The sequence below is a fragment of the Salibacter sp. genome (assembly GCF_031581065.1).
Lineage (GTDB): Bacteria > Bacteroidota > Bacteroidia > Flavobacteriales_G > Salibacteraceae > Salibacter.
In genome coordinates this window covers 16,715-42,416 of the sequence record NZ_JAVLBN010000004.1, presented here as the reverse complement: position 1 = coordinate 42,416, position 25,702 = coordinate 16,715, and the positions used below count along the sequence as shown (strand labels likewise).

Annotated in this window: 27 protein-coding genes; 12 read left to right on the top strand and 15 right to left on the bottom strand. The window is 41.5% G+C overall.

All coding sequences use genetic code 11. The features are described from left to right. Nucleotides 1-9: 9 nt before the first annotated feature. Genes RI557_RS01920 through RI557_RS01905 form a run of 4 tightly spaced genes read right to left on the bottom strand, consistent with a single transcriptional unit; the run spans nucleotide 10 to nucleotide 3,709 of the window. Entirely contained in the window at nucleotides 10-741 is a 732-nt protein-coding gene (locus RI557_RS01920; RefSeq protein WP_310666937.1) for an SDR family NAD(P)-dependent oxidoreductase, read from the bottom strand. 5 nt (nucleotides 742-746) lie between these two features. Then, nucleotides 747-1,436 (bottom strand): TrkA family potassium uptake protein, encoded by a 690-nt coding sequence (locus tag RI557_RS01915; RefSeq protein WP_310666936.1) that lies wholly within the window; start codon nucleotides 1,434-1,436, stop codon nucleotides 747-749. A gap of 4 nt (nucleotides 1,437-1,440) precedes the next feature. Next, the gene (locus tag RI557_RS01910; protein ID WP_310681713.1) at nucleotides 1,441-2,595 is read right to left on the bottom strand and encodes a cystathionine gamma-synthase; all 1,155 of its coding nucleotides are present in this window, start codon (nucleotides 2,593-2,595) and stop codon (nucleotides 1,441-1,443) included. A gap of 10 nt (nucleotides 2,596-2,605) precedes the next feature. Beyond that, nucleotides 2,606-3,709: a lysylphosphatidylglycerol synthase transmembrane domain-containing protein gene (locus RI557_RS01905; RefSeq protein ID WP_310666934.1), complete on the bottom strand. Its 1,104-nt coding sequence runs from the start codon at nucleotides 3,707-3,709 to the stop codon at nucleotides 2,606-2,608. Between the two features lie 78 nt (nucleotides 3,710-3,787). Here RI557_RS01905 and RI557_RS01900 point away from each other — a divergent pair, with 78 nt between their 5' ends. The 9 genes from RI557_RS01900 to RI557_RS01860 all read left to right on the top strand — a co-directional run bounded on the left by RI557_RS01900 (nucleotide 3,788) and on the right by RI557_RS01860 (nucleotide 14,064). Next, a complete protein-coding gene (locus RI557_RS01900) occupies nucleotides 3,788-4,141 on the top strand; it encodes an ArsC/Spx/MgsR family protein (protein WP_310681711.1) in 354 nt (117 codons plus the stop codon). Between the two features lie 485 nt (nucleotides 4,142-4,626). After that, nucleotides 4,627-6,258: a HAMP domain-containing sensor histidine kinase gene (locus RI557_RS01895; RefSeq protein ID WP_310681708.1), complete on the top strand. Its 1,632-nt coding sequence runs from the start codon at nucleotides 4,627-4,629 to the stop codon at nucleotides 6,256-6,258. Nucleotides 6,259-6,299: 41 nt separating this feature from the next. Beyond that, complete coding sequence (locus RI557_RS01890; RefSeq protein ID WP_310681706.1) at nucleotides 6,300-6,998, top strand: response regulator transcription factor; 699 nt, start codon at nucleotides 6,300-6,302, stop codon at nucleotides 6,996-6,998. A 153-nt stretch (nucleotides 6,999-7,151) separates the two neighbouring features. After that, nucleotides 7,152-7,682, top strand: coding sequence for a 3-hydroxyanthranilate 3,4-dioxygenase (locus RI557_RS01885; RefSeq protein ID WP_310666929.1), 531 nt, complete (start codon nucleotides 7,152-7,154; stop codon nucleotides 7,680-7,682). Between the two features lie 149 nt (nucleotides 7,683-7,831). After that, nucleotides 7,832-8,851, top strand: a complete 1,020-nt coding sequence (locus tag RI557_RS01880; RefSeq protein WP_310681704.1) for an amidohydrolase family protein — start codon at nucleotides 7,832-7,834, stop codon at nucleotides 8,849-8,851. A gap of 75 nt (nucleotides 8,852-8,926) precedes the next feature. Further along, the gene (locus tag RI557_RS01875; RefSeq protein ID WP_310681702.1) at nucleotides 8,927-11,218 is read left to right on the top strand and encodes a patatin-like phospholipase family protein; all 2,292 of its coding nucleotides are present in this window, start codon (nucleotides 8,927-8,929) and stop codon (nucleotides 11,216-11,218) included. Between the two features lie 88 nt (nucleotides 11,219-11,306). Next, entirely contained in the window at nucleotides 11,307-13,205 is a 1,899-nt protein-coding gene (locus RI557_RS01870) for an amidophosphoribosyltransferase (protein ID WP_310681700.1), read from the top strand. Between the two features lie 300 nt (nucleotides 13,206-13,505). Beyond that, complete coding sequence (locus tag RI557_RS01865; protein WP_310666925.1) at nucleotides 13,506-13,775, top strand: hypothetical protein; 270 nt, start codon at nucleotides 13,506-13,508, stop codon at nucleotides 13,773-13,775. Between the two features lie 76 nt (nucleotides 13,776-13,851). Beyond that, nucleotides 13,852-14,064 (top strand): hypothetical protein, encoded by a 213-nt coding sequence (locus RI557_RS01860; RefSeq protein WP_310681697.1) that lies wholly within the window; start codon nucleotides 13,852-13,854, stop codon nucleotides 14,062-14,064. Nucleotides 14,065-14,120: 56 nt separating this feature from the next. Here the strand turns inward: RI557_RS01860 and RI557_RS01855 are convergent, their stop codons facing one another. Genes RI557_RS01855 through RI557_RS01820 form a run of 8 tightly spaced genes read right to left on the bottom strand, consistent with a single transcriptional unit; the run spans nucleotide 14,121 to nucleotide 20,487 of the window. Then, nucleotides 14,121-14,633: a DUF2480 family protein gene (locus tag RI557_RS01855; protein WP_310666923.1), complete on the bottom strand. Its 513-nt coding sequence runs from the start codon at nucleotides 14,631-14,633 to the stop codon at nucleotides 14,121-14,123. Further along, nucleotides 14,633-14,944, bottom strand: coding sequence for an SUF system Fe-S cluster assembly protein (locus RI557_RS01850; RefSeq protein ID WP_310666922.1), 312 nt, complete (start codon nucleotides 14,942-14,944; stop codon nucleotides 14,633-14,635). Before RI557_RS01850 ends, RI557_RS01855 begins: the two co-directional genes overlap by 1 nt. Nucleotides 14,945-14,946: 2 nt before the next feature. After that, the gene (locus RI557_RS01845) at nucleotides 14,947-15,372 is read right to left on the bottom strand and encodes a SufE family protein (RefSeq protein WP_310666921.1); all 426 of its coding nucleotides are present in this window, start codon (nucleotides 15,370-15,372) and stop codon (nucleotides 14,947-14,949) included. After that, entirely contained in the window at nucleotides 15,369-16,604 is a 1,236-nt protein-coding gene (locus RI557_RS01840) for an aminotransferase class V-fold PLP-dependent enzyme (protein WP_409079663.1), read from the bottom strand. Before RI557_RS01840 ends, RI557_RS01845 begins: the two co-directional genes overlap by 4 nt. A gap of 3 nt (nucleotides 16,605-16,607) precedes the next feature. Next, a complete protein-coding gene (sufD, locus tag RI557_RS01835; RefSeq protein ID WP_310666919.1) occupies nucleotides 16,608-17,897 on the bottom strand; it encodes a Fe-S cluster assembly protein SufD in 1,290 nt (429 codons plus the stop codon). Nucleotides 17,898-17,906: 9 nt separating this feature from the next. Further along, the gene (gene sufC, locus RI557_RS01830) at nucleotides 17,907-18,665 is read right to left on the bottom strand and encodes a Fe-S cluster assembly ATPase SufC (RefSeq protein ID WP_310681695.1); all 759 of its coding nucleotides are present in this window, start codon (nucleotides 18,663-18,665) and stop codon (nucleotides 17,907-17,909) included. 30 nt (nucleotides 18,666-18,695) lie between these two features. Next, complete coding sequence (gene sufB, locus RI557_RS01825; protein ID WP_310681693.1) at nucleotides 18,696-20,144, bottom strand: Fe-S cluster assembly protein SufB; 1,449 nt, start codon at nucleotides 20,142-20,144, stop codon at nucleotides 18,696-18,698. Nucleotides 20,145-20,160: 16 nt separating this feature from the next. Further along, on the bottom strand, nucleotides 20,161-20,487 hold the full coding sequence (locus RI557_RS01820) for an iron-sulfur cluster assembly accessory protein (RefSeq protein ID WP_310666916.1): 327 nt from the start codon (nucleotides 20,485-20,487) through the stop codon (nucleotides 20,161-20,163). 259 nt (nucleotides 20,488-20,746) lie between these two features. On the opposite strand from RI557_RS01820, the gene RI557_RS01815 reads away from it, so the two are divergent. Then, nucleotides 20,747-21,043 (top strand): hypothetical protein, encoded by a 297-nt coding sequence (locus RI557_RS01815; protein WP_310681691.1) that lies wholly within the window; start codon nucleotides 20,747-20,749, stop codon nucleotides 21,041-21,043. 17 nt (nucleotides 21,044-21,060) lie between these two features. On the opposite strand, the gene RI557_RS01810 is transcribed toward RI557_RS01815, so the two are convergent. Continuing rightward, nucleotides 21,061-21,924, bottom strand: a complete 864-nt coding sequence (locus RI557_RS01810) for a T9SS type A sorting domain-containing protein (protein ID WP_310681689.1) — start codon at nucleotides 21,922-21,924, stop codon at nucleotides 21,061-21,063. Between the two features lie 150 nt (nucleotides 21,925-22,074). Continuing rightward, nucleotides 22,075-22,878: a DUF481 domain-containing protein gene (locus RI557_RS01805; protein ID WP_310666913.1), complete on the bottom strand. Its 804-nt coding sequence runs from the start codon at nucleotides 22,876-22,878 to the stop codon at nucleotides 22,075-22,077. 78 nt (nucleotides 22,879-22,956) lie between these two features. Between RI557_RS01805 and thiL the strand changes: the two genes are divergently transcribed. Together thiL and RI557_RS01795 are read left to right on the top strand one after the other, a co-directional pair. Continuing rightward, on the top strand, nucleotides 22,957-24,018 hold the full coding sequence (thiL, locus tag RI557_RS01800; protein WP_310681687.1) for a thiamine-phosphate kinase: 1,062 nt from the start codon (nucleotides 22,957-22,959) through the stop codon (nucleotides 24,016-24,018). Beyond that, nucleotides 24,018-24,332, top strand: coding sequence for a hypothetical protein (locus RI557_RS01795; RefSeq protein WP_310666911.1), 315 nt, complete (start codon nucleotides 24,018-24,020; stop codon nucleotides 24,330-24,332). The genes thiL and RI557_RS01795 overlap by 1 nt, the downstream gene beginning before the upstream one ends. Here the strand turns inward: RI557_RS01795 and RI557_RS01790 are convergent. Continuing rightward, on the bottom strand, nucleotides 24,329-25,666 hold the full coding sequence (locus RI557_RS01790) for a PhoH family protein (RefSeq protein WP_310666910.1): 1,338 nt from the start codon (nucleotides 25,664-25,666) through the stop codon (nucleotides 24,329-24,331). The genes RI557_RS01795 and RI557_RS01790 overlap by 4 nt on opposite strands. Nucleotides 25,667-25,702: the final 36 nt, after the last annotated feature.

Genomic DNA, 25,702 nt, shown 5'->3' with positions numbered 1-25,702 from the left:
TCATAACGGTTACAAACCAGGCACTTCTATATTCCTGAGAGAGTCTACAACACCATCAAATTGTTGTGTGTGATTGAGTACGTACACGTATTTTTTTGCCACAGTAGTTGGGTCTGCCAGCTCTCCTTTTTCTTTGAGCTGTACAAAGTCTCCATGTCTGCTGAAATCATCAGGGTTTGCTCCTCTGATTTCTCTTTGCATATTAGTATCCACAACACCAGGCCCTATCGAAAGTATTTTTACATCTCCTCCGGTAACTTCCTGTTCGTGTTGCACTGTTTTACTGAAGTGATCTATTCCGGCTTTTGATCCGCAATACGATGCCCATGAATCAATCTCGTATTGTCCGGCACCAGAACTGATGTTTAGTATCGTTTTTTCAGCAACCATTTTTGGGATCTGACCGATAAATATGTTCATCAAAATAGCTGGTACAATAGTATTTAGAACAAAAGTTCTATTAATTGCATCATTTGATGCTGTCCCAACTCGCTTAATGTCACCTAAATACCCGGCATTATTGACCAGGCAAACGGTACTCACATCAGGTTTAATTGGAAAACTAAAATCATTGAGTTTTTCAGTCTCGGTCAGATCCAATTTGATGTGTTCGTAGCGATCGTGGTTGATCGTTTGATTGCGGCTGATTCCCGTTACATAGTTATCAGTATCTTTCAACAGCTCGTTGGCTAGAGCTTCTCCAATTCCGCTACTTGTCCCGGTAATGAAATATTGCTTCATGAAAATTAATTGATGTCGATGAATTTCTCGATATCGCGTACTCTACCAAAAACCATAAGTGTATCTGATTTTTGAATAGAAGTGTTAGAAGCAGGAACACCTAACACGTGTTCCTGCATGACTTTTTCACCATTTTTTTCCTCTTCAAAGAGGCGCTTGATCGTTACTACAGTGAGCTTGTACTTGTCGCGCAAACCAACCTCATCGAGCGTTTTGCCAATGATCCCCTTTGGTGCTTTAATCTCAACTACCTCGTAATCATCAGGTAGTTGTAAAAAACTGAGGATATTTGGGTTGATCAGCCTTTCTGCAACAACGGTCCCAACTTCATCCTCGGGAGAGAGTATTTCATCAACCCCCATTTTTTCAAGGATCATTCGCTGTTGCGGACCATTAGCCCTGGCAATAATGCGCTCAACATTGAGCTCATTGAGGTAAACTGTTGTGAGTAATAATGCCTCAAAGTTCTCCCCAATTGCGACCACAACGGCATCCATATCCTTGATGCCTTGTGTGATTAGCGCTTTTTTATCAGTTGAGTCTAATGTGACAGCATATGCCACTTCATCCTTGATGTTTTGGATGTTCATTTCGTTGTTGTCAATAGCGAGCACTTCTGCCCCGCGTTCACTCAACTTTTTGGCAATTGCTGTTCCAAATTGCCCGAGGCCGATAACTGCAAAACGATAAGCCATGGTTTTATTTTAGTGCTTCTTCGAGATCGGCAACGAGATCATCTCCGTCTTCAATACCGATACTCAAGCGAATTAGTGAATCTTTAACACCTGCTTTTTCGCGCTCTTCTTTTGGAATTGCTGCGTGAGTCATTGTAGCCGGATGACCGAGTAATGATTCTACGCCTCCCAGGGACTCAGCAAGTGTAAACACTTTTGTTTTGGTCACGATATTGTGAGCATTTTCCTGCGAATCATCTTTAAGTGTGAATGACATCATTCCACCAAAGTCTCTCATTTGTTTTTTAGCGATGTCGTGGTTAGGATGACTCTCGAGTCCGGGCCAATATACTTTATCCACTTTTGGGTGGTCGTTCAACATTTTAGCCACTTTAGCTGCATTTTCACAGTGGCGCTGAATGCGAACGTGAAGTGTTTTGATACCTCTCAGAACCAGGAAGCTGTCCATTGGCCCCGCAACACCACCACTACTGTTTTGAATGTGGTAAATTTCATCGGCAATATCTTTTCTGTTTGTCACCAATGCTCCCATTACGATATCAGAGTGACCTCCAAGATATTTTGTTACAGAGTGCATTACGAGGTCTGCTCCCAGATCTAAAGGGTTCTGAAGGTAAGGAGTAGCAAACGTGTTATCTACACCTAGCATTACGTCATGCTTCTTAGCCAATTCACTCATCGCTTTGATGTCGATGATATTGAGCATTGGGTTTGTTGGTGTTTCAACCCAAATAAGACGCGTGTTTTTGTTGATGTATTGCTCAACTGAGCTCACATCTTCCATTGGTACAAAGTGAAACTTGATACCGAATTTTTCAAAAATTGACTTGAAGATGCGGAATGTTCCTCCGTAAAGGTCGTTTGTTGAAACAACTTCATCTCCCGGGTTGAGCATTTTGAGCATCGCATCAATTGCGGCAAGTCCACTTGCAAATGCTGCTCCGTACTTTCCGTTTTCAATAGCCGCGAGGTTTTTTTCAAGTGCATCACGTGTTGGGTTGAGAGTACGTGAGTACTCATACCCTTTGTGTTTTCCAACTTCAGACTGCACATAAGTAGAGGTCTGGTAAATTGGTGTCATGATTGCACCTGTTGACTCATCGGGCTCTATGCCTCCATGAATTGCTTTAGTTCCAAATTTGGCATTTTTTGTGTCCATATAGTCTCCTTTATTTTTGAGGCTTTTTAAAAGTTATGAGTTTTCTTCCAAGGTAAACGCGCTGTATCCAACGCGGTAAAATTATAATTCCTAAAAATAAGTAAGGGTAGTAAGTAAATAGTCGCCATAAAAAGGCTACTGCTGCCATGATTCCAATTGGCGTGTAATCTGCCAGGAACTGGTCAAATGCTATTTCAGCTACTCCGGCACTTCCCGGGGTTGGACTTATCAACATGATCACCCACATAACGAGCTGACGCGAAAGAACTAATAAATTGTCCATAAACCCAAATGAAGTAAAGGCTAAAAGTAAAAAATTAGCGGTTAAGTAACGAGCCGTCCACGATAGCGAAGTCGCCAAAAAAGCTCTCACCCAAAAGATAAACGGTTTTTCACGGAGTTCGTCAGATGTTGTCACAACTTCATCTCCGGTTCTGTATGCTGCTCTCAACCAGCGCTTGAGAAATGGTAATGAAAAAACTCTAATTAGTAGTTTTTTGAATCCCTGAGGACTCACAAAAATTCCCAGCAGGATAACAGTAATCAGAAGGAGGATAAATACATAACCTATCCAAAAGACCTGCTGAACTCCCAGCCTCATTCCAAAAACTTCCATGTTGGGAATAGTATCGGGGAAGAGAGCTGTGGTTCCGACCACTACGAATAAAAGCGGTACTGAGATCACGTAAAACAGCTCATCTAAAAAAGCTGTTGTCATGACTATTGCGGTGCTTCTACCAACTGACAGCTTTTCCTTTGAAAGGATGAAGATTGCTACTCCAGAACCGCCCACAACTGATGGAGTAATAGCTGAGCTGAATTCCCAAAGCATGATGTCGTCAAATACATTTCGCCATGATATTCGCTTATCGCTTAAAATTCTGAGCCTGTACATGTAGCCAAACTCACGGGCTGCTGCTGCAAGTAATGCGATAAATATCCAAAAGTAAGTTTTGCCTGTAAAATCAATATCCCGAAAGGCTTTGGGATCTAGTTCAGAATAAAGTAAATAACCCGCAACCCCAAGTCCCAGCACTATTGGAATAATGATGCGCCTGGGGTCCATTAATTTTCGAATTGGACTACTTTTTTTGTTTCTTCTCTTCTTTGCCATTTTTTTGCTCGCGTGGCGAAGTTAGAACTTTACGAGAATCTAACTTTTTCGTTCACCTTTAACAGGAAAAACTTACAAATGAAAAAAATTTACTACTTGAAGACTTGTGACACCTGCAAAAAAATCATGAAACAACTCGATTTATCAGATTTTACACTGCAGGAAATAAAAAGTGAACCCATTACAGAACAGGAGCTTATTGAGTTGAGAAACTATGTCTCTTCTTATGAGGAATTATTCAATAAACGCTCGAGAAAATACAGAGAACTCAACCTCAAAGAAAAGCCAATGAACGAAAAAGAAATCAAGCAGCTCATTCTCGATGAATATACTTTTTTAAAGAGACCGGTTATGTTATTTGAGGATCAGGTGCTGACAGGAAACTCAAAAAAGGTTGTAAGTGAGATGGTTCGAGCGACTAGCGATAGTTAAAGAACCTGGCTGTCATTTATTGTTAGAAAAAAGATCTTTGTCCGCTAAAACAGATTGTCTGTTAGTTGAAAGCGAAGCCTCTTTTGATTTTACTCTTTCAAAAGAGGCTTTTCTTTTGACACCCATTCCGCCATTTCTTCCTCAAGCTTTGAAGAAATATCTCTTTCTTGCTTTTCAAAACTCGTCCACAACAATGAGTCGAGCTCAGTTGGTGTGGAAAGATGTTTGCTTTGGGTTGGGCTCTGACCGTGAAAAACTTGAATTAACTGACCCTTTTTTCTCGTGCTCTTTTCTTCTTGGTCAGAACACGAAACACAAAAGACCCAGTCCGATAGCAGAGAGAAATATTAAATTGTTCATAGTTAGGTTTTCCTCAAAGTTAACCACAAGCACAACTCGCTGACTGTTAGGCAGCTCAAAACATTAGTTAAATTACGTTAAACCCCTTCAGTGGTAGGGCAATCAAATTACTTTTGTTAGAGCATATGAAGCAGAAGTACATCTATTTTCTTATTACAACCATTGCTATAGCTACGCTAGGGTTGATTGCCATTCAAATATACTGGGTAGAAAATGCACTTCAGCTAAAGGAGGATGAGTTTTGGCGTGATGCTAAAGATGCTGTAAACTCTACCGCTGTTAAGCTCGAACGGAATGAAATCCTCAAAAAACTTAAAGCTCACCAACAGGGACGTTACTTATTTATTGATGACCAGGCGCAGGAAAAACTGGAGCAAGCCGGCCGAGACACTACTTTTGACTTTCTCGTTTTACAGGAAGTTTCGCGAGAAGGCGAAAACCTCGAGATCAAAATCACTGAGGAACAGGAGGGAAAAAAATCAACCCGAATCGTTCGCAAAAAAGTGAAAGATGTCATGAATGCTGAGGACTCAGTAAACCTCATGGACATCGACCTCTCTTTTCTCAACAACCCGCAACCTAACATTCTGGAATCGACTGAAAGCCCCAAGATCGATAATGTTATCAAATCTCGATTAGCTCGTAAAAAAGCATTTGTGGGCGATATTGTAAAACGCATGATCGAGGTGGATCTGTACCAGCCAATTGAGGAACGGGTGTCAAAAAGCGAAATCGACTCTATTTTACGCGATGAACTCAAATCTTTAGGGATTACCACACATCCAAACTTTACAATTACTGACGATCAAAGTCAAATCCACCTGACAAATGAAGATACAATATCTCCTGATGAAGTTAAAGATCAGGTGAGTACTCAACTTTTCCCAAATGACGTGGTTCGCGACCCCTATTATTTGAATGTTTCCTTTCCGCGTAAAACCGGGTTTCTGTTGCAAACAAACTGGCTGATGCTCTCTACCAGTTTGCTCGTGATTATCGTTATCATGAGCATCTTTTACTACACCGTACACACCATCATCAACCAAAAACGCAACAGCGAAATCAAAAACGATTTCATCAACAACATGACCCACGAGCTCAAAACACCTATAAGCACAATATCACTCGCCTGTGAAGCGATGAGTGATCCTGATATCGGTCAGAACCAGCAAGCCGTAAAGCGATACGTGAGTATGATAGGCGATGAAAATAAACGGTTGGGACTCCTCGTTGAAGAAGTTCTGCAAAGTGCTGTTTTTGATCGGGGTGAATTCAAACTTAAAATAGAAACAATAGAGTTGAATAAGCTACTCAAAAATGTGATCGATAAAATTCAAATTCAGGTGAAAGAAAAGAACGGCCAACTGGCAACAAAAATTGCGGATGAACCCATTTTCGTGCAGGGTGACCGCGTTCATCTGGCAAATGTTCTCTACAACCTCATCGATAATGCAAACAAGTATTCAAAAGAAAAACCGGAAATTACCGTTTCATTAGAAAAAGCAGGAGACAGAGCTAAAATCAGCGTCACGGATAAAGGAATCGGGATTTCAAAAGAAAACCAGAACCGCATTTTTGAAAAACTCTATCGGGTTCCGACCGGAAACATCCATGATGTAAAGGGGTTTGGACTGGGCCTCAGTTACGTGAAAATAGTGCTGGAAAAGCTAGGTGGTTCTATCAACCTCAAAAGTCAATTAGGAAAAGGAAGTACATTCACTATATATTTACCAAACTTTGAAGCCAGCCGTAATTAACTGGCAACTCCAAATGACCCTGAAAAATAAATTTTAAACACATGAAAAATAAACTGAATTTACTGGTAGTTGAAGACGACCCCAATCTGGGGACTATCTTAACAGAATACTTGCGAGCAAAAGATTTTGAAGTAACACTCAAGGCCAACGGGAAAGAAGGTTTTGAACAGTTTGCAAAAGATAATTACGATCTGCTCATTTTAGATGTCATGATGCCGGTTCAGGATGGTTTCACGATGGCTGAAGAGGTGAGAAAAATCGACAAGGAGGTTCCTATCATTTTCCTCACAGCAAAATCGATGAAAGAAGATGCTATTGAAGGTTTTAAAATTGGTGCCGATGATTATGTCACCAAGCCTTTTAGCATGGAAGAGCTGATGATGCGCGTAAATGCAATATTGCGCAGAACACAACAGGGACAAAACGAAAGTGAGGAAAAACGCGTTTTTGAAATTGGCGACTCCTCTTTTGATTCCCACAAACAGGTTCTGACCGTAGCAAACACTGAGAAAAAACTCACTTCAAAAGAAAATCAACTTCTCAAGCTTCTCTGCCTCAACAAAAACAACGTTCTGGAAAGAGAAAGTGCTCTCAAAGCGATTTGGGGAGATGACAGCTATTTCAACTCACGCAGCATGGATGTTTACATCACAAAGCTGAGAAAGTACCTGAAAGAAGACGAGAAAACCGAATTGATCAACGTTCACGGTCGCGGTTTCAAGTTAATCGAGCTCGATTAATTTTCACAACACCGTTTTCCTGTTGCTTCATTCGGAAAACCATGTCGTTGATGTAAACAGCTGCATCGCCAACCACTGAAAAGGTGATATTCGCTTTTTCCTCAAAAAGTAGAGAAATAGTACTTTTATAAGCAGCAAAAACTAAATAAAATTATGGCCATAAAAAGACCTTTTAATCTATTCAAGTGGATCGAAGAAAACCGGGACTTACTAAAACCACCTGTTGGAAATAAAAACTTATACCCTGAGGGGACAGATTATATCGTGATGATTGTTGGCGGACCTAACGCCCGAAAAGATTATCACTACAACCAAACTGAAGAGCTTTTCTTTCAGCTGGAAGGTGAAATCACTGTAAAAATTCAGGAAGACGGAAAACCTGTAGATGTTCCAATCAAAGAAGGCGAAATGTTTTTACTCCCTCCTGAAGTTCCACACTCACCAATCAGAACCAAAGGATCGGTTGGGCTCGTAGTGGAACGTATTAGAAAAGCCGATCACGATGATGGATTATTGTGGTACTGTGACAGTTGCAACCATAAATTGCATGAAACATATTTCCATCTCAATGACATCGAGAAAGACTTCTTACCGAGATTTAAAGAATTCTACAGCAGCAAAGACCTTCGAACATGTGATAACTGCGGTACCGTAATGGAAGTTGACGAACGATTTGTCGACTAAATTGTACTTTTGTTCGAAGTAGAAATACACAGCCCCAGCTATAATGAAAAGCGAGGTTGAAGCGAAAGTCGGAAGTGCAGATTGTGCACCCGCGAAAAAAATCGTTTCCCATCCAGGGTTGTGCATGTTTAATTGAAACAGCACAAAAAATGAAAAAGTTCCTTAAAATCGATATGCACACGCATATCCTGCCCAAGCACCTGCCCAAGTTTGCCGATAAGTTTGGCTACGGTGATTTCATTCATCTCAAACACAACGAAGGCGGCTCTGCCGATATGTACAAAGGCGATGAGTATTTCAGAACCATCAATGCCAGTACGTGGGATGCCGAATTGAGAATGAAAGAGTACCGGGAGCACAACACCCAGGTACAGGTTGTTTGCACAATACCCGTAATGTTTTCTTACTGGGCAAAACCCCAGGACACGCTCGAGCTATCAAAGTTCCTCAATGACGACATCGCTCAAAAAGTACTCGATTACCCAAAAAACTACATCGGCCTGGGGACTGTACCAATGCAAGATGCAAAGTACGCAGTTCAGGAGCTCGAACGTATTAAAGAAATCGGGTTGGAGGGAATCCAAATAGGTTCAAACATCAACGATCAGAACCTAAATGAGCCGGAGTTTTTCCCAATTTTCGAAGCCGCTCAGGAGCTCGACCTCGCTATTATGGTGCACCCGTGGAACATGATGGGCTTTCATAAAATGCGCAAATACTGGTTACCGTGGCTTGTTGGAATGCCAGCCGAAACTTCGAGAGCTATTACTTCGATGATCTTTGGTGGTGTGTTTGAAAAATTCCCCAACCTACGCGTGAACTTTTCTCATGCAGGAGGATCTTTTCTTCCAACAATCGGGCGAATTGAACACGGTTTCAATTGCAGGCCAGATTTAGTCGCAGTGGATAACGACATCAACCCGCGAGATTACATCGGGAAGTTTTGGGTAGATAGCATCACGCACGACCCAAAATTACTCGAATACATCATCGACTTGCAGGGTAGCAACCGTGTCAGCCTCGGTTCTGACTATCCATTTCCACTGGGAGACCTCGAAATAGGAAAGTTCATAGAAGAAATGGACCTACCGGATAAAGACAAGGAAAACATCTTTAGCAATGCAGCGCTAGAATGGCTGAACCTCAACAAGAGTGATTTTCTTTCTTAATTATTTCTTGAAATTGAAGTGCATTATCAGGCAGATTTTCAACGTATCTTTAACGGCTGTAAAAATCAACTGATAATGCGCTTTTTGTCGCTTCTTTTCCTTCTGCTTTTCAGTTATCAGTTAATGGGATCTGATACTACACGACACCGCGATGACACTCCGCGCCCTAAAATTGGTGTAGTGCTAAGCGGTGGTGGTGCTAAGGGGTTTGCTCACATCGGTTTTTTAAAAGTTTTAAAAGAAGCCGGTATAAAACCTGATTATATCACAGGTGTAAGTATGGGAGCAGTAGTGGGCGGACTCTCAGCCATTGGCTACACGCCTGAACAGCTCGAAGAAATCAGTATTTCTACCAATTGGGATGACGTAATCAGCAATAAAATTCCGCTCAACCAGGTCGCTATAGAGGAAAAAGACTACTATGGCCGCTACATAACCGAGTTTGGAATTGAAGAAAAGCGAATCACCCTGCCCAATGCGGTTGTTGAAGGACAACAATTGCACTTGATGCTTTCAAGGCTCACCTCTCCGGTTCACGGCTTAAACGATTTTTCAAAATTCCCCACTCCTTTTGCCTGTGTTGCTACCAACATAACAAATGGAGAACCTATCACTCTCAACAATGGCAATCTGGCAAAAGCTATGCGAGCCAGCATGGCAATTCCATCTATTTTCTCACCTATTGAAATTGACGGAAAACTGCTTGTTGATGGCGGACTTGTACACAACTTACCTGTTAAGGAAGCAATTGACATGGGAGCTGATATTATTATCGCATCCTATACAGGCGCTCGATTCAAATCAAAGGAAGAGTTAAATGGCGTTCAGGATATATTGAAACAATCTGCATTTGTTACCAGCATTCTCGATTCAAGAGAAGAAATGACCAAAGCTGATTACCTCGTAAAACCAATCTCTGAAAAATTCCAGGCAGCAGACTTCAACAAAGCCGACTCGATCATCAAAATGGGATACGAATCAACAAAGTACATGCTCCCTCAACTTAAAAAATTAGCAGATAGCCTCTACAGCAGCTCGTTTGAAGCAGTAAATGTCGATACTACAGATGTCAAGCTACCCAGTGAGATTAAAATCGACAGTATTGCAATTCGCGGCAACAAAGCCATTTCTGATGAACTCATTCTTGGGAAATTAGGTATAGAACCAAATGATCCTTACAGTATTGAACTACTCGAAAAACGAATCAACGTTGCTTACGGAACCCAGTATTTCAAACGCATTTCTTACAACCTTGAGTTTAGCAGTGACAGTACATCGGTGCTTATTCTCGATATTGAAGAAGTTCCAAAAGCATCAGTTAAAACAGCTCTACACTACGACAATGAAACCGGAATTGGTTTAACGCTGAACCTAACAACCAGAAACGCGATATTTGAAGGTTCGCGAACAATTTTTGAGGTTGATATTGCAGATAATCCCCGCGTTGATCTCAACTATTTCAAATATCTCGGTCAGAACCAAAACATCGCCTACACCATAGGCGGCAAGTTCTCAAACCAAAAAGACATTTCATCATTCGGGGCAAAATCTGGTGTTCTTTACAACGCATCATTCACCGAGGTTAGTTCCGGAATAATGTCCACCAGCTCTCCCAACATTTCAATTGGTGGAAGAATGTTGCTAAACCTTTCACGGCTAAAGCCAACATTCAACCGCGATTCACTCGTCAACATTTACAGTGACCGCTCACTCGCTGCTGAAGGCTTTTTCCTTGTCAACTCAATGGATCGCGTCTTTTTTCCAACAAAGGGAGTAAAAGCTGATATCCGGTACCGGTACAATTTGAGCTCTGACCTAAACGCAGGTATTTCCAGCAATTTATTCTTGCTCGAAGATGCGTTTACTGAAAACTTTTCTCTCAACAATTATCACACCTTAGAATTCAATATTGAAAAGCGATTTAAGCTCCACCCCCATTTTTCAACATATTTAGGCGTTGCCGGGGCCATTCACACGACAGATACAGTCGTTGCATCAGACCGTTATTTTATAGGAGGGTTTACACCAATACTTTCCAATTCAATTTCTTTTTGGGGTGCTGATGTTTACGAGTTTGCCGCTACAAATTTCTCAATGGTAAAAGCCGGAGTTCAATACCAGCCATTCAATAAATTTTATGTGGAGCTACAGGCAAACTATATCCATCCTAATGAACCCTTTCACCGTGTTTTAAAATCTGTAGAGGAACAGCCATTATTGTCTCAGCGCAAAGCTTTTGAAGATGCGTTGGGAGCCGGCATCAGATTGAGCTACATGAGTCCAATCGGGCCTGTTTCCTGTGGTGTTTATCAAAACAGCAACAACCCCACAATCGGAACTTACATCAGCGTAGGATTTAAGTATTGACACTCAGCCGAAAACCTTTGCTTAATGGTTGCGTAATGTTTAATCGCATTAATGTAATTTTGCACCTTAATTCAGGGAGTACTTCTATATGAGTGATGCTATTAAACACGAATGTGGTATTGCATTCATCAGGTTGTTAAAACCACTTGAATATTACCAGGCTAAATACGGAACACCTTTTTACGGAATCAACAAGCTCTATTTGTTGATGGAAAAACAACACAATCGCGGACAGGATGGTGTTGGCGTAGCAAATATCAAACTCGATGTTGAGCCGGGTAAACGCTACATTTCGCGATACCGTTCAATCAGTAACAAACCCATTCAGGATACTTTTGACTATATCAACAGTCGGTTTTCAAAGCTGGATAAGGAAGACCCGATGAAGCTCAACGATTGTGCCTGGCTCAAGGAAAATGTAGCATTTACAGGTGAATTGTTACTCGGTCATTTGCGTTACGGGACTTACGGAAAGAACAGCGTAGAAGCCTGCCATCCGTTCTTGCGTCAAAACAACTGGAAAACCAGAAATTTAGTTGTTGCGGGAAATTTCAACCTCACCAATGTTGATGAACTATTCAACTTCATGGTTGAGATTGGTCAACACCCTAAAGAAAAAGCCGATACTGTTACAGTAATGGAAAAAATAGGGCATTTCCTCGACATGGAAAACCAGGAGCTTTTTGACCATTACAAGAGTTTGGGTTATTCCAACAAAGAAATCTCTGAATTAATAGCTAAAGGCCTCAATGTTGGTCAAATTCTAAAAAGAGCATCAGAGGACTGGGATGGCGGTTACGTCATGAGCGGACTCTTTGGTCACGGTGATTCATTTGTTCTCCGCGATCCAAATGGTATTCGCCCTGCTTATTACTATAAGGATGATGAGGTTGTAGTAGTTGCCAGTGAACGACCTGCGATTCAAACTGCTTTTAACCTCAAAGCTGATGATGTTCAGGAGTTAACTCCCGGGCACGCACTCATCACAAAAAAAGGCGGAACAGTTAGCGAAGAAGAAATCATTGCGCCCAAAGAAAAACGAGCCTGTTCATTTGAACGGATCTACTTTTCGCGTGGATCTGACCAGGATATTTACCAGGAAAGATTAAAACTGGGACGCAATATAGCACCAAAAGTGTTTGATGAAGTTGATCACGATTTTGAAAATACCGTTTTCAGCTTCATTCCCAACACTGCTGAAATCTCGTATTACGGTATGATGAAGGCAGCAGATGATCAACTCAACGACTGGAAAACCGAACAAATTCAATCTCTTTCAAATCCAACTCCCGAAAAAATTCAATCGATTCTCTCCAGAACAACTCGTAGCGAGAAAATAGCCATTAAAGATGCCAAACTGAGAACCTTCATCACACAAGATGAAGCACGTGATGGTTTGGTTGCACACGTTTACGATGTTACTTACGGAGTTGTAAAAGAGGGAACCGATAACCTCGTAATGATCGATGACAGCATTGTTAGAGGAACAACGCTAAGGCAGAGTATTATAAGGATTCTAGATCGGCTCAGACCAAAAAAGATCATTATCGTTTCTTCAGCGCCACAAATACGCTACCCCGATTGCTACGGTATCGACATGGCTAAACTCGGTGACTTTGCAGCATTTAGAGCGGCCATTGAGCTCCTTAAAGAACGCAAACAAGATAAGCTAATTACTGATGTTTACCATTCTTGTAAAGAGCAGGAAAACGCACCTAAAGAGCAGGTGATTAATCATGTGAAACGTATATATGAGCCTTTTACTCCTGATGAAATATCTGACAAAATTGGTGAGCTATTGACACCAAACGGCATTCAAGCTCAAGTCAAATTGATATATCAATCACTCGAAGGTTTAAAAGATGCTTGCCCGCATAACTCAGGAGACTGGTATTTCTCTGGGGACTACCCTACACAGGGCGGAAATAAAGTAGTCAATAAGGCTTTTATCAACTTTGTTGAAGGTAGAGACGAAAGAGCTTACTAAAATATAATTCGGCTGTTTGCGTTTTTACAAAATCTTTAGTGAAATATTTTAAGTCCGTTTAAAGCAAATCTACATTTGGTACAAGTTTTAAAAAACTAACGCTTTATATTTTATTGTTTTGGTAATTCTTTAATTACAAAAAAAGAATTTGCGCCAAATGAATAATAGAATTTTTACGATAATAGCCGTATCCTCTTTGCACTCAATGTACAAGCTCAATCTTACACTGTAGCTAACACTGCAACAAAGAATGAGCCTCATTACAAAATCAAAGTTGACGCTAACCAATTCAACCCCGATTTGAAGTCAACTTTTGAGACGGCACGAACGATACCGGGCAATGCAACATTGCTCGGTATTTTTGAACATCCCTACCAGGCACAAAAAGTTGTTTCAGATTTAAGTATCGAGGCAAAAGTTCAGGCTTTCCGCGGAAATCAACCCATATCAATGAGTGAAAGCTTGATCCTTGCCGGCAATCAAATGAATTTTGATAACGGTTTTTTGATAGGGGAAACCATAATGAACAAAGAGGATGTTGAAAAGCTCCTTTTTTTACAAAAGTGGTGAAGTTAATTTGACTTATAGAGTCGTTATTGGCCCGCATAGCGAAAAGCTTAACCTGCCAACATTATCCCCAAATACAGTGGTTAAACATAACTTATCTGGCGATAAACTGCATTACTATCAAATTGGTAACTACAAAACTAAAAAAGAAGCTATCAGTGCAATGTGCTCAATCGAAGAGGCTGGAGTTCAATCCATCTTTGTAGCGTCTTATTACAATGAAAAAAGAGTATCCACACCACTTGCTAAATTGCTCGAAGAGATGTCTGATACAAAGATAGCTAAACTTTAAGTAAGTTTTCCTTTTTAATTTCTCCTCAGCGGTTTCTCAAAACGAGAGCCGCTTTTTTATTTTCTGGGCTTTTTGTAAACAGGAACAGTTGAACAGGGTTCACCAAACATAATCGACTTCGCGAATGGTTGTAACTTAGCTGTAAGTCTTAAATAGACATTTTCCGGAACCTCAACTTTGCTACAGCCTTTAATGATAACGCGTTCATTATCGTATTGTGAGAAATCAATAGAAGAGATAATTTCCTCAAATATTGTCAACTTAAATTCACGGTCAGAGCCAAAACCAACTCCGCTAGCTATAGGTGACAGCTTAGAGGCGACAAGCATGTATGCCCAGGTGGGAACAATTGCATCAGCCGAGCAAAACACTCGCACAAACTTTCCTTCAAACTTCCTCCAGTCAAACTCATCAGCACTCTTTCTAAACTCTTGTTCACGCAATATGAGGCCTTCATACAAAAAAGGCACAATATCCAATTTTGCGAGTTGTAACTCCGTATAATAATCTTCCAGATCGAGGAGTTTTGTCCTGCTTTTTTTTACTCTATTTACAATTTCTTCAGCCATTACAGCATCCCTAATTCAAGTTTTGCTTCTTCACTCATCATCTCTTGTTCCCATGGCGGCTCAAAAGTAATGGTAACTGCTGCATTGTTGACACCCTCAACCTTGGCTACCTTATCTTCCACTTCTTGAGGAAGCGATTCAGCTACCGGGCAATTGGGAGTCGTCAATGTCATCAAAACCTCAACGTTGGCATCATCACGAACATTGATCTCATAAATGAGACCCAGTTCATAAATATCAACCGGAATTTCAGGGTCGAAGACCGTTTTGAGCATTTCGATGATATCTTCTTCTAATTTTTTCTTATCCATAACTAGTCTTTTGCCTGGTGTGCTAAAGCGTACATTTTTATTTTCTTCACCATATTCGCCAATCCGTTAGCACGGTTAGGAGAAAGGTGTTCTTTTAATCCAATTTCATCGAGCGCATACAGTTCAGCATTGCTGATTTCTTCAGCTTTGTGTCCACTCAAAATTTTGAGCAACAACCCAATGATTCCTTTAGAAATAAGTGCATCAGAATCTGCTTTAAACCTCAGGGTTCCATCTTCATCTTCAGCGATTAACCACACTTTCGATTGGCAACCTTTTACGAGGTTATCCTCAACTTTTTTGTCTTCTTCTAAAGGCTCGAGCTCTTTGCCGAACTCTATGATTTGTTCGTATTTATCCATCCAGTCGTCAAAAAGGCTAAAATCCTCTATGACCTCGTCCTGTTGTTCATTGATGGTTTTACTCATCCTAGCATTCTTTTTGCGCGCTCAACTCCTTTTACGAGTTGGTCAACTTCTTGTTTAGTCGAATATATACCAAAACTGGCTCTCACCGTTCCGGGAATGTTGTAGCGTTCTAAAATTGGTTGTGTACAGTGGTGCCCCGTTCTCACGGCTATACCCAATTGATCGAGCAATACGCCCATGTCGTAAGGGTGGATCTGACCGACAAGAAAACTGATTGCTCCGGTTTTTTTCTCTGCTGTTCCAATGAAACGCAAACCTTCAATCTCAGAAAGTCTTTCGTGAGCATAATCCATCACATCTGCCTCAAATTCATGGGCTGCTTTCCAGTCTAATTCATCGATGTAGTCGATCGTTGCACCCATACCAATTCCGCCTGCAATGTTAGGCGTTCCCGCTTCAAACTTGTGCGGAAGATCGTTGTAAGTTGTTTTCTCGAGCGTGACTTTGTTGATCATGTCTCCTCCTCCCTGATAGGGAGGCATGCCATTCATGATTTCCTCTTTCCCGTAAAGAATACCGATTCCCGTTGGCCCATACATTTTGTGCAAACTGAATGCGTAAAAATCACAATTCAATTGCTGTACATCAACCGGAATATGCGGGACAGCCTGGGCTCCATCCACAACAAAGTAAGCTCCAACATCATGCGCTTTTTCGATCATTTCCTCAACCGGGTTAATCGTTCCTAAGGTGTTGGAAACATGAACTACTGAAACGATTTTGGTCTTTTCAGAAAGGAGCTTTTCGTACTCCTCAAGGTCTAACTCACCATCGTCAGTAATCGGGATGACTTTAAGTTTTGCTTTTTTGCGCTCACAAAGCATTTGCCACGGAACCAGGTTTGAGTGGTGCTCCATGTGTGAGATGATAACCTCATCGCCTTCTTTCACACAATGCTCGCCCAACGAAGAAGCAACGAGGTTAATTCCGTCTGTTGTTCCTTTAGTAATAATGCATTCGTGATCATTTTGGGCATTGATAAAGCGCGCAATTTTTTTGCGTGCCTCTTCATATTTTGTGGTAGCCTCCTGACTCAGCAAATGCACACCGCGGTGAATATTAGCGTGTTCGTGGAGGTAATAATTAGCGATTGCCTCAACAACCTGTTTGGGTTTTTGGCTTGAAGCAGCACTATCTAAAAAAACGAGATCTTTTCCATGCACTTTCCTTGTCAGAACCGGAAAATCGGCTCTGATCTTCTCTATATCAAACTTCACTGCTGCTTCCTTCATCATCTAATCCTGTATTTCTTTACAACGTTCTTCAACCAATGACTCAATCCATTGTTTAAGCGGCTCAATTTCTACAATATCAATCGACTCGGCTGCAAAGGCCTGAATCATGAGTCCCATTGCATCGCCTTTTGTCATGCCGCGAGACATCAAATAAAATAAGGCTTCCTCGTCCATTTGGCCGGTTGTGGAGCCGTGTGAACATTTCACGTCATCGGCATAAATCTCGAGTTCGGGTTTTGAGTTGATCTCAGCCTGCTCAGTCAACAAAATATTTTGGTTCGACTGAAAAGCATTGATCTTTTGCGAGTCGGGTCTAACCAAAACCTTCCCGTTAAAAACGCCTGTGGCTTTACCGCCAATAATTCCTTTGTAATTCTCGTGACTCTCGCAATGTGGCTGGAGATGGTCAACGAATGTATGATTGTCAACGTGTTGCTTGCCGTTTAGCAAGAATGCTCCATTGAGAATTGTTTCGCAATTCTCACCATCAACTGCGATGTTGACATTGTTGCGAACGAGCTTCCCTCCAAATGTGTAAGTCCCGGTTTTGAATCGGCTATTTTTAGCCTGGTAAACCTGCGTTGTTTGAATGTGATTGTTTTTTTCACCGTTTCGCTGCACCTGATAATAAGATGCTTTGGCGTTTTCTTTAACCACAAACTCATTCACGAGATTCGTAAAGCTCTGCCCGTTATCTCCTTCAATTGTGTGAATGATATCGAGCTCGGCTCCTTCTTCTAGAACGAATAGATTTCGCGGTTGGTAAGTAACGCCTTCACCTTCGGTAACATCGATGATGTGAACCGGAAACTGTGGCTTTTTATTCTTTTGGATTTGAACGAAAGCACCTGTTTGGTTGAATGCTGTGTTCAGAGCCGTAAAAATTTCGTTTTTGTGATTGGTCAACGAACCGAGGTAACCGCCAACGGCATCGTGATTTTCAAACCTGGCCTGCGCTGTGGTTTTAATGTCGAGGTCAGAGTCGATAACTTCGCTGAGCTCTGACTGAAACTTTCCGTTGATGAAAACCAACCTGTTTACTTTTAAATCTGGAATGAGGTAGTTTTCGCTCAGAGCCGGATTTTCCACTTCCTTCACCTCAAACTCTTTGTTGAGAATTCCGGCTACTCGTGTGTATTTCCAGGCCTCATCTTTGAGTGTTGGAAACTCCAACTCGCGGAGTGCCTGAAAAGCCTCTTCACGAACTGTTTGCTGCTGCCCGATTGCATCGGCAACAGGGTTTTTCATGAAGTTGGCAATAAATTTATCTTTCTTTGATGTTGTACTCATAATGCTCAATTACGCGTTTACACCTTTGTCTTCTTTCAACCAGTCGTACCCTTTTTCTTCCAGCTCAAGAGCCAGTTCTTTAGGTCCTGACTTCACAATTTTTCCATCGCTGAGTACGTGAACAACATCAGGCACGATGTAGTCGAGCAAGCGCTGATAGTGCGTAATAACGATGAATGCATTGTCCTTTGTGCGGAGCTGATTCACGCCATCGGCAACTGTTTTGAGCGCATCGATATCGAGTCCTGAATCAGTCTCGTCCAAAATAGCGAGTTTAGGGTCGAGCATCGCCATTTGGAAAATCTCATTGCGCTTCTTCTCACCTCCTGAGAATCCTTCATTCACTGAACGATTTGCCAATCGGCCGCTCAAACCAACGAGATCCTGCTTTTCCTTCACTTTCTTTAAAAACTCCTTAGCCGCTATAGCATCTTCGCCTTTGTATTCGCGAATGCTGTTGATCGCCTGCTTGAGGAAGTTCATGTTGCTTACACCGGGGATTTCAACCGGATACTGAAATGCGAGGAAAAGTCCTTCACCTGCTCTTTCGTTGGGCTCGAGATCGAGAAGGTCTTTGCCGTTGAATTTCACATCGCCTTCAGTGACTTCGTATTCTTCTCTTCCTGCTAACACTGATGCGAGCGTTGATTTTCCGGAACCGTTTGGTCCCATGACTGCGTGAATCTCTCCCGGCTTAACTTCGAGGTCAAGACCTTTCAAAATTTCTGTGTCCTCAATGCTGGCTTTTAAATTCTTTATTGATAACATATCGTGATTTTCTCTTTTGTGCTTTAAAAATTAACCTACTGATCCTTCTAAGGTGATTTCGAGTAGTTTTTTGGCTTCTACTGCAAATTCCATCGGGAGCTTGTTCAGAACCTCTTTTGCGTAACCGTTTACAATCAGGCTAACAGCTTGCTCTTCATCCATTCCGCGTTGTTGGCAGTAGAAAATTTGATCTTCTCCAATTTTTGAAGTTGTAGCCTCGTGTTCAACTTTTGAAGAGTTGTTTTTCGTTTCGATGTATGGGAATGTGTGAGCACCACACTTATCTCCGATCAACAGCGAATCACATTGCGAGAAGTTTCTCGCGTTTTTCGCGTTTTTGTTGATTTGTACGAGTCCGCGGTAACTGTTTTCAGAAAACCCAGCTGAGATTCCCTTCGAAATAATGAGCGACTTCGTGTTTTTCCCGAGGTGAACCATCTTGGTTCCCGTGTCTGCGTTCTGATAGTTATTCGTCACTGCAACAGAGTAAAACTCACCTTCAGAGTTGTCGCCTTTGAGAATACAGGATGGGTATTTCCATGTTACGGCAGAGCCGGTTTCAACCTGTGTCCAGGAGATTTTAGAATTGCGTCCATCGCAGAGTCCGCGCTTGGTAACGAAATTGTAAACACCACCTTTTCCTTCTTTATCACCCGGGTACCAGTTTTGTACCGTTGAGTATTTCACTTCTGCATCATCCATCGCGATGATTTCCACAACTGCTGCGTGAAGTTGGTTTTCATCGCGCATCGGTGCTGTACAACCTTCGAGGTAACTCACATAAGAGTTGTCTTCTGCTACAATGAGTGTTCTCTCAAATTGACCTGTTCCCGCTTCGTTAATGCGGAAATAGGTTGAGAGTTCCATCGGGCATTTAACGCCTTTTGGAATGTAGCAGAAAGAACCATCGGTAAACACAGCTGAGTTTAGCGCTGCGTAGAAGTTGTCGTTTGGTGGAACAACCTTACCCATGTACTTTTTCACGAGGTCAGGATAATTTTGAACAGCCTCACTAAATGAGCAGAAGATAATTCCTTTTTCTTCGAGCTTATCTTTGAATGTTGTTTGAACTGAAACCGAATCTACAACGACATCCATCGCAACACCTGCTAACTTCTTTTGCTCCTCGATTGAGATGCCCAGTTTATCGTACATCTCTTTCAACTCCGGATCAACATCATCGAGACTATCGAGTTGTTTCTTTGGCTGTGGAGCTGCAAAGTATGTGATGTCGTCAAACTTCGGCTTCTCGTATTTCACATGAGCCCATTTAGGCTCTTTCATTTTTTTCCAGTTTCGGTATGCTTCTAAACGAAACTCGAGTAACCACTCCGGTTCGTTCTTTTTGAATGAAATTTGACGAATGATATCTTCATTCAGTCCTTTCTCAACTCTATCTGTGTCGAACTTGGAGGTAAACCCGTATTTGTATTTCGAATTCTCTAGTTCTTCAGCTAATTCTGTTTCTGTATACGCCATAATTCACTCTTCTCTTTTAAATTGAAAAACTCTCGCCACAACCACATGTTCTGTTAGCGTTCGGATTCACAAATGTGAACCCCTGTCCGTTTAAGCCACCTGAATATTCCAAAGTGGTTCCGATCAGGTAGAGGTAGCTTTTTTTGTCAACTACTATCTTGATCCCCTGATCTTCAAAAACTTTGTCACCGTCTTTCATTTCAGTGTCAAAGTCCATGACATAGGTGAGGCCTGAACAGCCGCCACCTTTAACTCCAACCCTAATAAATGCCTGACCTTTAACTTCCTGAGCATCCATTAGCCGGAGCACTTCATCTTTTGCTGTATTTGATACTTTTATCATCGCTCCGAATTAACGTTTTATCAATCTTGTTGTTTAATTTAATTTAGATTAATTCTAAATTAAGAGGTTTCTGATCGCAAAATTACCTAATTATTGGTATTGCACCAAAAAGAAAATGTTTTAAATGGAATGGGGTGTCATTAATCTTGGTGGAATTTCGAGGTTTTTTGTTGAATCTCGCTCTGCTGGTGACGTTCAGACTTCGAATAACAACACAGGGTGTTTTTATACCTTTATTCCACTTTAAATCTCTGGCAATATGGATAGCACAAGCCACAATATGATGAGGAAAGTAGAGACGTTTGGTCTTATTATGAGCGTCTTGTTGCTGATTTATTGGGGGCTTGCCTTTTTATGGCCCTCGCTATTTGAATTCACAATTGCTGATGTGATTTTTGAAATGCTTTGGGTAGTAATGATGCTACTTATCTTCTTAGCTCCTGTCTTGTCCGCCACTCTATGGATATGGAGAAAGATGAACCTGAAAAGCATCAGTTTTTATTCGCTACTCATCAATCTGATAACGATTATCATTTTGATTGTTGAAACAACATAGTTTATCACTAGCTATTTTTATTCTACAACAAATCGCTCTACACCTTTTTCACCTTCTTGTGTAGTGATCTCTAAAAAATAAACACCTGCATTGAGTGCATTTACAGAAATTACCTGGTCAGAAAGCATTCCCGCTTTTAACACTTGTCCTGTAACACTTAGAACTTTGAAAGATGATATTTTTAAGTCGCTCTGAATTCTCAGTTGATTTGAGGTTGGGTTTGGAAAGACTTTTACTGATACATCATTCCGAATTTCATCAACACTTACATTAGGATCTTTCGCATAGCAGTTTTCAAAGGATTGCTTTTCAAATAACCTTATTCCTTCTCTCTCAAAACACAAAAGCTGTGGATATGAAACGTCCCAGACCGGAAAGTTTGATGACCCCGGAGACAAAACTCCATAAGTGCTGCCAATACCTTCTAACCAATACTCATCATAAGGGAAGTCACTTTCAGTTTTTACTCTTTTATGAACAATATTGTTAATCATCAAGGTATCAACTGATTCAATAACTACTTCAACCTTTTGTGTCAAAAAAATTAATTGATAAACAGCTACTGTATCACCCACACTTACATCAAAATCGTAAAGAAGGTGTTCCTGGGTGCTATCAGGATGAATAGCATATACTTTTTGAGCATTTGTGTCTTCTCGAACCATGCCTACATAACTCCATTCAGTGTTGGCATCGATAGAGCTGTCCTGGGCAGAGAAATATTTTTGATACGTTTTGCCATTGTAGGTTGAGTCTCCCTCCACTTTGTATTTTGTTTGCCAAACACTCCAAATAGCATTAGAGTCCGGGAAGTGAGTTTGTTGTGAAAACAGACCTGCCGTGATGATGAAAGAGAATATTGTGAGTAAATAGCTTTTCATAGTGTGTTATTTGACGATTAGTTTTTGATTAAGGTTATTAACCAATAAAAACTCATAATACAGAGTTAACCAAAAAAGAATTGTATTGCAAGCTTATTAAGAATGTGTTCCTGAAAAAAGCCTCCCTTTGTCTAATGTGACAACGAATCTCTAAAAAGAATAAATCAGCGCGTTTTCCCACTGGTAGTAAAACTTGTCGATGGGCACAATTGGCCTGAAATCGTAAATCCCGCTAAATGATGTGCTGATAAAAAGATTTTTGACAAGTCTGAAGTTGATTGTGGCGTTTGGCGCAATTCGGGGGTATTTGATGTAGCTATCTGGCCTCGCCTGAACAAACAAACGAAGAGAGAACGTGCTCTTGTTTTTTAAGATGTAGGAGTATTTTACCAATAGGTTAGCTTTGACGAAATTCACACTTACGGGTGCCGGATTTTCTGTTGGTTTGCGATCATCAGGAACGGCTGTCCAACCCCAAAACTCGTTTTCATAAAAAGCTCCCAGCGAAACCGAAAACTGATGGCTCTTTTTGTTGATGAATGTCGATTGTAAATTACCTCCCGCAAGGTAGCGCTCTCTCAATCCACGCGTTACATCCCATTGATACTGGACGAGTGCTTCAGGGAACAGTTTTGAACGAAAGTTCCACAGGTAGCGAAAGTTTGAAGAACCCGTATTCAGAACCTGGTCATCTCCTTCCAGTGTTGCCTGGTTGTTAGCGGTCAGAACCCAAAAGTGTTTCTTCTTTTCGTAAGCCAGGTTCCCGCCAGTTTTGATATAATAAACCAGCTCGTCCTGTTTATTGACATCAAAGCTCAATGAAACCGATCCCGATAGTCGTGCTGTATCGATTACAGAATCGCTGGCTATGGCAAGGGCATCAAACTCGATAATTTGAGCTCTGACCGAAAAACTTAAAAACCCGATTAACAGTAACGTGACAACTCGTTTCATTGGCCTGCAAAATTAGCGATATTCCGTTTTCTTCCTACCTCATCAAATTCCGCTAATTTTGTATCAAATTTCACTTGCATGTTTGAAAATAAGGAAACCACAAATTTGAGTGCTTTTGGTGAGTTTGGTCTCATCGAACATTTGACTAAAAACATCAAAATCAGAAGGTCTTCAACGCTAAAAGGTGTTGGCGATGATGCGGCTGTTCTGGATCTGACCAAAGGAAAAACAGTTGTGTCAACGGATTTGCTGTGTGAAGGCGTGCATTTTGACATGACCTTTACTCCGCTCAAGCACCTCGGCTACAAGAGTATTGTGGTGAACCTTTCAGATATTTACGCGATGAACGCTATACCTTCTCAGGTGACGGTTTCAATGGCTATTTCGAGCCGGTTTACCGTTGAGGCCGTGGAAGAAATTTACCAGGGTATGTTGCTGGCTTGCGATCAATACAATGTTGATTTGGTTGGTGGCGATACAACTTCTTCAATGGCCGGACTCATGATAAGTGTTACAGCCATAGGGGTTGCCAATGAAAAAGATATCGCTTACCGAAATGGCGCTGAGGAAAACGATATTGTTTGCGTGAGCGGAGATCTGGGGGCTGCTTACATGGGGCTTCAGGTTCTGGAGCGCGAAAAAGCTGTTTTCAAGGAAAACCCTCAGGCTCAGCCCGATTTATCAGGAAACGATTACATACTCGAGCGTCAACTCAAGCCTGAAGCGCGAAAAGATGTGATTGATATGTTGGCTGAGCTAAAAATTAAGCCATCGGCAATGATCGATGTGAGTGACGGACTCGCATCTGACCTGATTCATATTTGCAAGCAAAGTGATGTGGGCTGCCAGATCTATGAAGAACGTATTCCGCTCGATCACAACACGATTGATGCAGCCGAAAAGTTCAACCTCAACCCAACAACAGCCGCACTAAACGGTGGCGAGGATTACGAATTGTTATTTACAATAAAGCCTGAGGATTACGAAAAAATCAAAGGTCATGTCGAGTTGCACCCAATCGGCCATATTGCTGATAAAGGTGCCGGCTACCGTATGGTTGCAAAAGGTGATGCCGTTGTTGAACTCACTGCTCAAGGCTGGAACGCATTTGGAAACGAACAACCTAAAGAAGAAGAGTAATGCCCTGGTTAGAACGCGAAAAATTTCCGGGTTTTTATTGGGGTTTGCGAGTTGCTATTCCCTACAATATACTCGGAATAATGATGGGCATCATCGTTCGCTTTGATATGTTTCCAAAAGCACTTGACGATGCTGGGAGCGTCATTACATTTATTTTCATTCCCATCGCTATTCAAATCATGGATTTCGCTTACAACTCTTACTGGAGTATCGTTCAAATCTCCTTTCAGCTCATCGCTACATTCATTTTGTCGTGGGCCATTTTTAGTCCAATCGTGAGTTTAGTCAGAACCACTCTCGGCTACAAAGATTAAAGCATCTCGTTTGCCAGGTTGGCGAGATCTGACCGTTCTCCTTTTTCCAGTGTAATGTGTGAAAACAACTCGTGCCCTTTGAGCTTGTCGATAAGGTATGATAATCCATTTGATTGCTCATCCAGGTAAGGCGTATCGATCTGGTAAATATCGCCCGAAAAAATCATTTTCGTGTTTTCTCCGGCTCGTGTGATAATCGATTTCACCTCGTGCGGAGTGAGGTTCTGAGCTTCATCAACGATGAAAATCACATTTGACAAACTACGTCCCCTGATGTAAGCGAGCGGAGTCACCAAAATCTTTTCTTTGTTGACCATGTCTTCAATACGCTTGTAATGACGATCTGTCTCAGGCCATTGGTTTTTGATGAACTTGAGGTTGTCCCAAAGCGGCTCCATGTAGGGATTGATCTTCGATTTTACATCGCCCGGTAAATAACCGATGTCTTTATTGCTCAGCGGTACAATTGGTCTGGCGAGGTAAATTTGCTTGAATTCTTTTCGCTGCTCAATCGATGAAGCGAGCGACAACAACGTTTTTCCAGTTCCGGCTACACCTTGTAACGTAACGAGTTTCACATTTTCATTCAGCATGGCGTGAATAGAAAAGGTTTGCTCAGCATTTCGCGGACTCACCCCATAGCAAGAGCGTTTTTCAACTCGCTCCATTTGCTTGAGAACCGGATTGTAATAAGCCAAAACCGAACTTCTTTTGCCTTTTAAAATGTAGTAGTGATTGGGGTGAAAAGTGATTTTCTCAAAATCCTCAGCCGGCACCTTTCCTTCCTGAAACAGGGCATCAATCAATTCCTGTTCAACATCATCAACCTGCGTTTTTCCGGTGTAAAGATTTTGCAAATCCTTTACCTTACCCGTTTCGTAATCCTCAGCATTGAGGTCGAGAGACTTTGCTTTTAGCCTGAGGTTGATGTCTTTTGTGACGAGCGTTACCCTTGCGTCAGGCTCTTCCTGTGCCATGGTCAGAGCCGCATTCAGGATCTTGTGATCGTTCTTGTTCGTGCCAAAAATCGAGTCGGTTTTGTTCGTTGGCGATTGCCCATTCATCACAACTTTAAATTTCCCTTTCGACTTCCCGTTGATCGGGTTCCACTTTTGTAATGAGTTCTTCTCAGACAATTTATCGATAATCCTGATAAACTCACGAGCTTCATAATTACGGGTATCACTTCCCTTTTTAAAGTTGTCGAGCTCCTCTAAAACCGTAATGGGAAGGGCTACATCGTTATCTTCAAAGTTTTTAATGGCGTTGTGATCGTACAGAATTACGGAAGTGTCAAAAACGTAAATCTTGCGCTGTTTCTTTTTCCTGGGCATAAACTTAATTTTTGTTTAAAACTACAGAAAACTGTG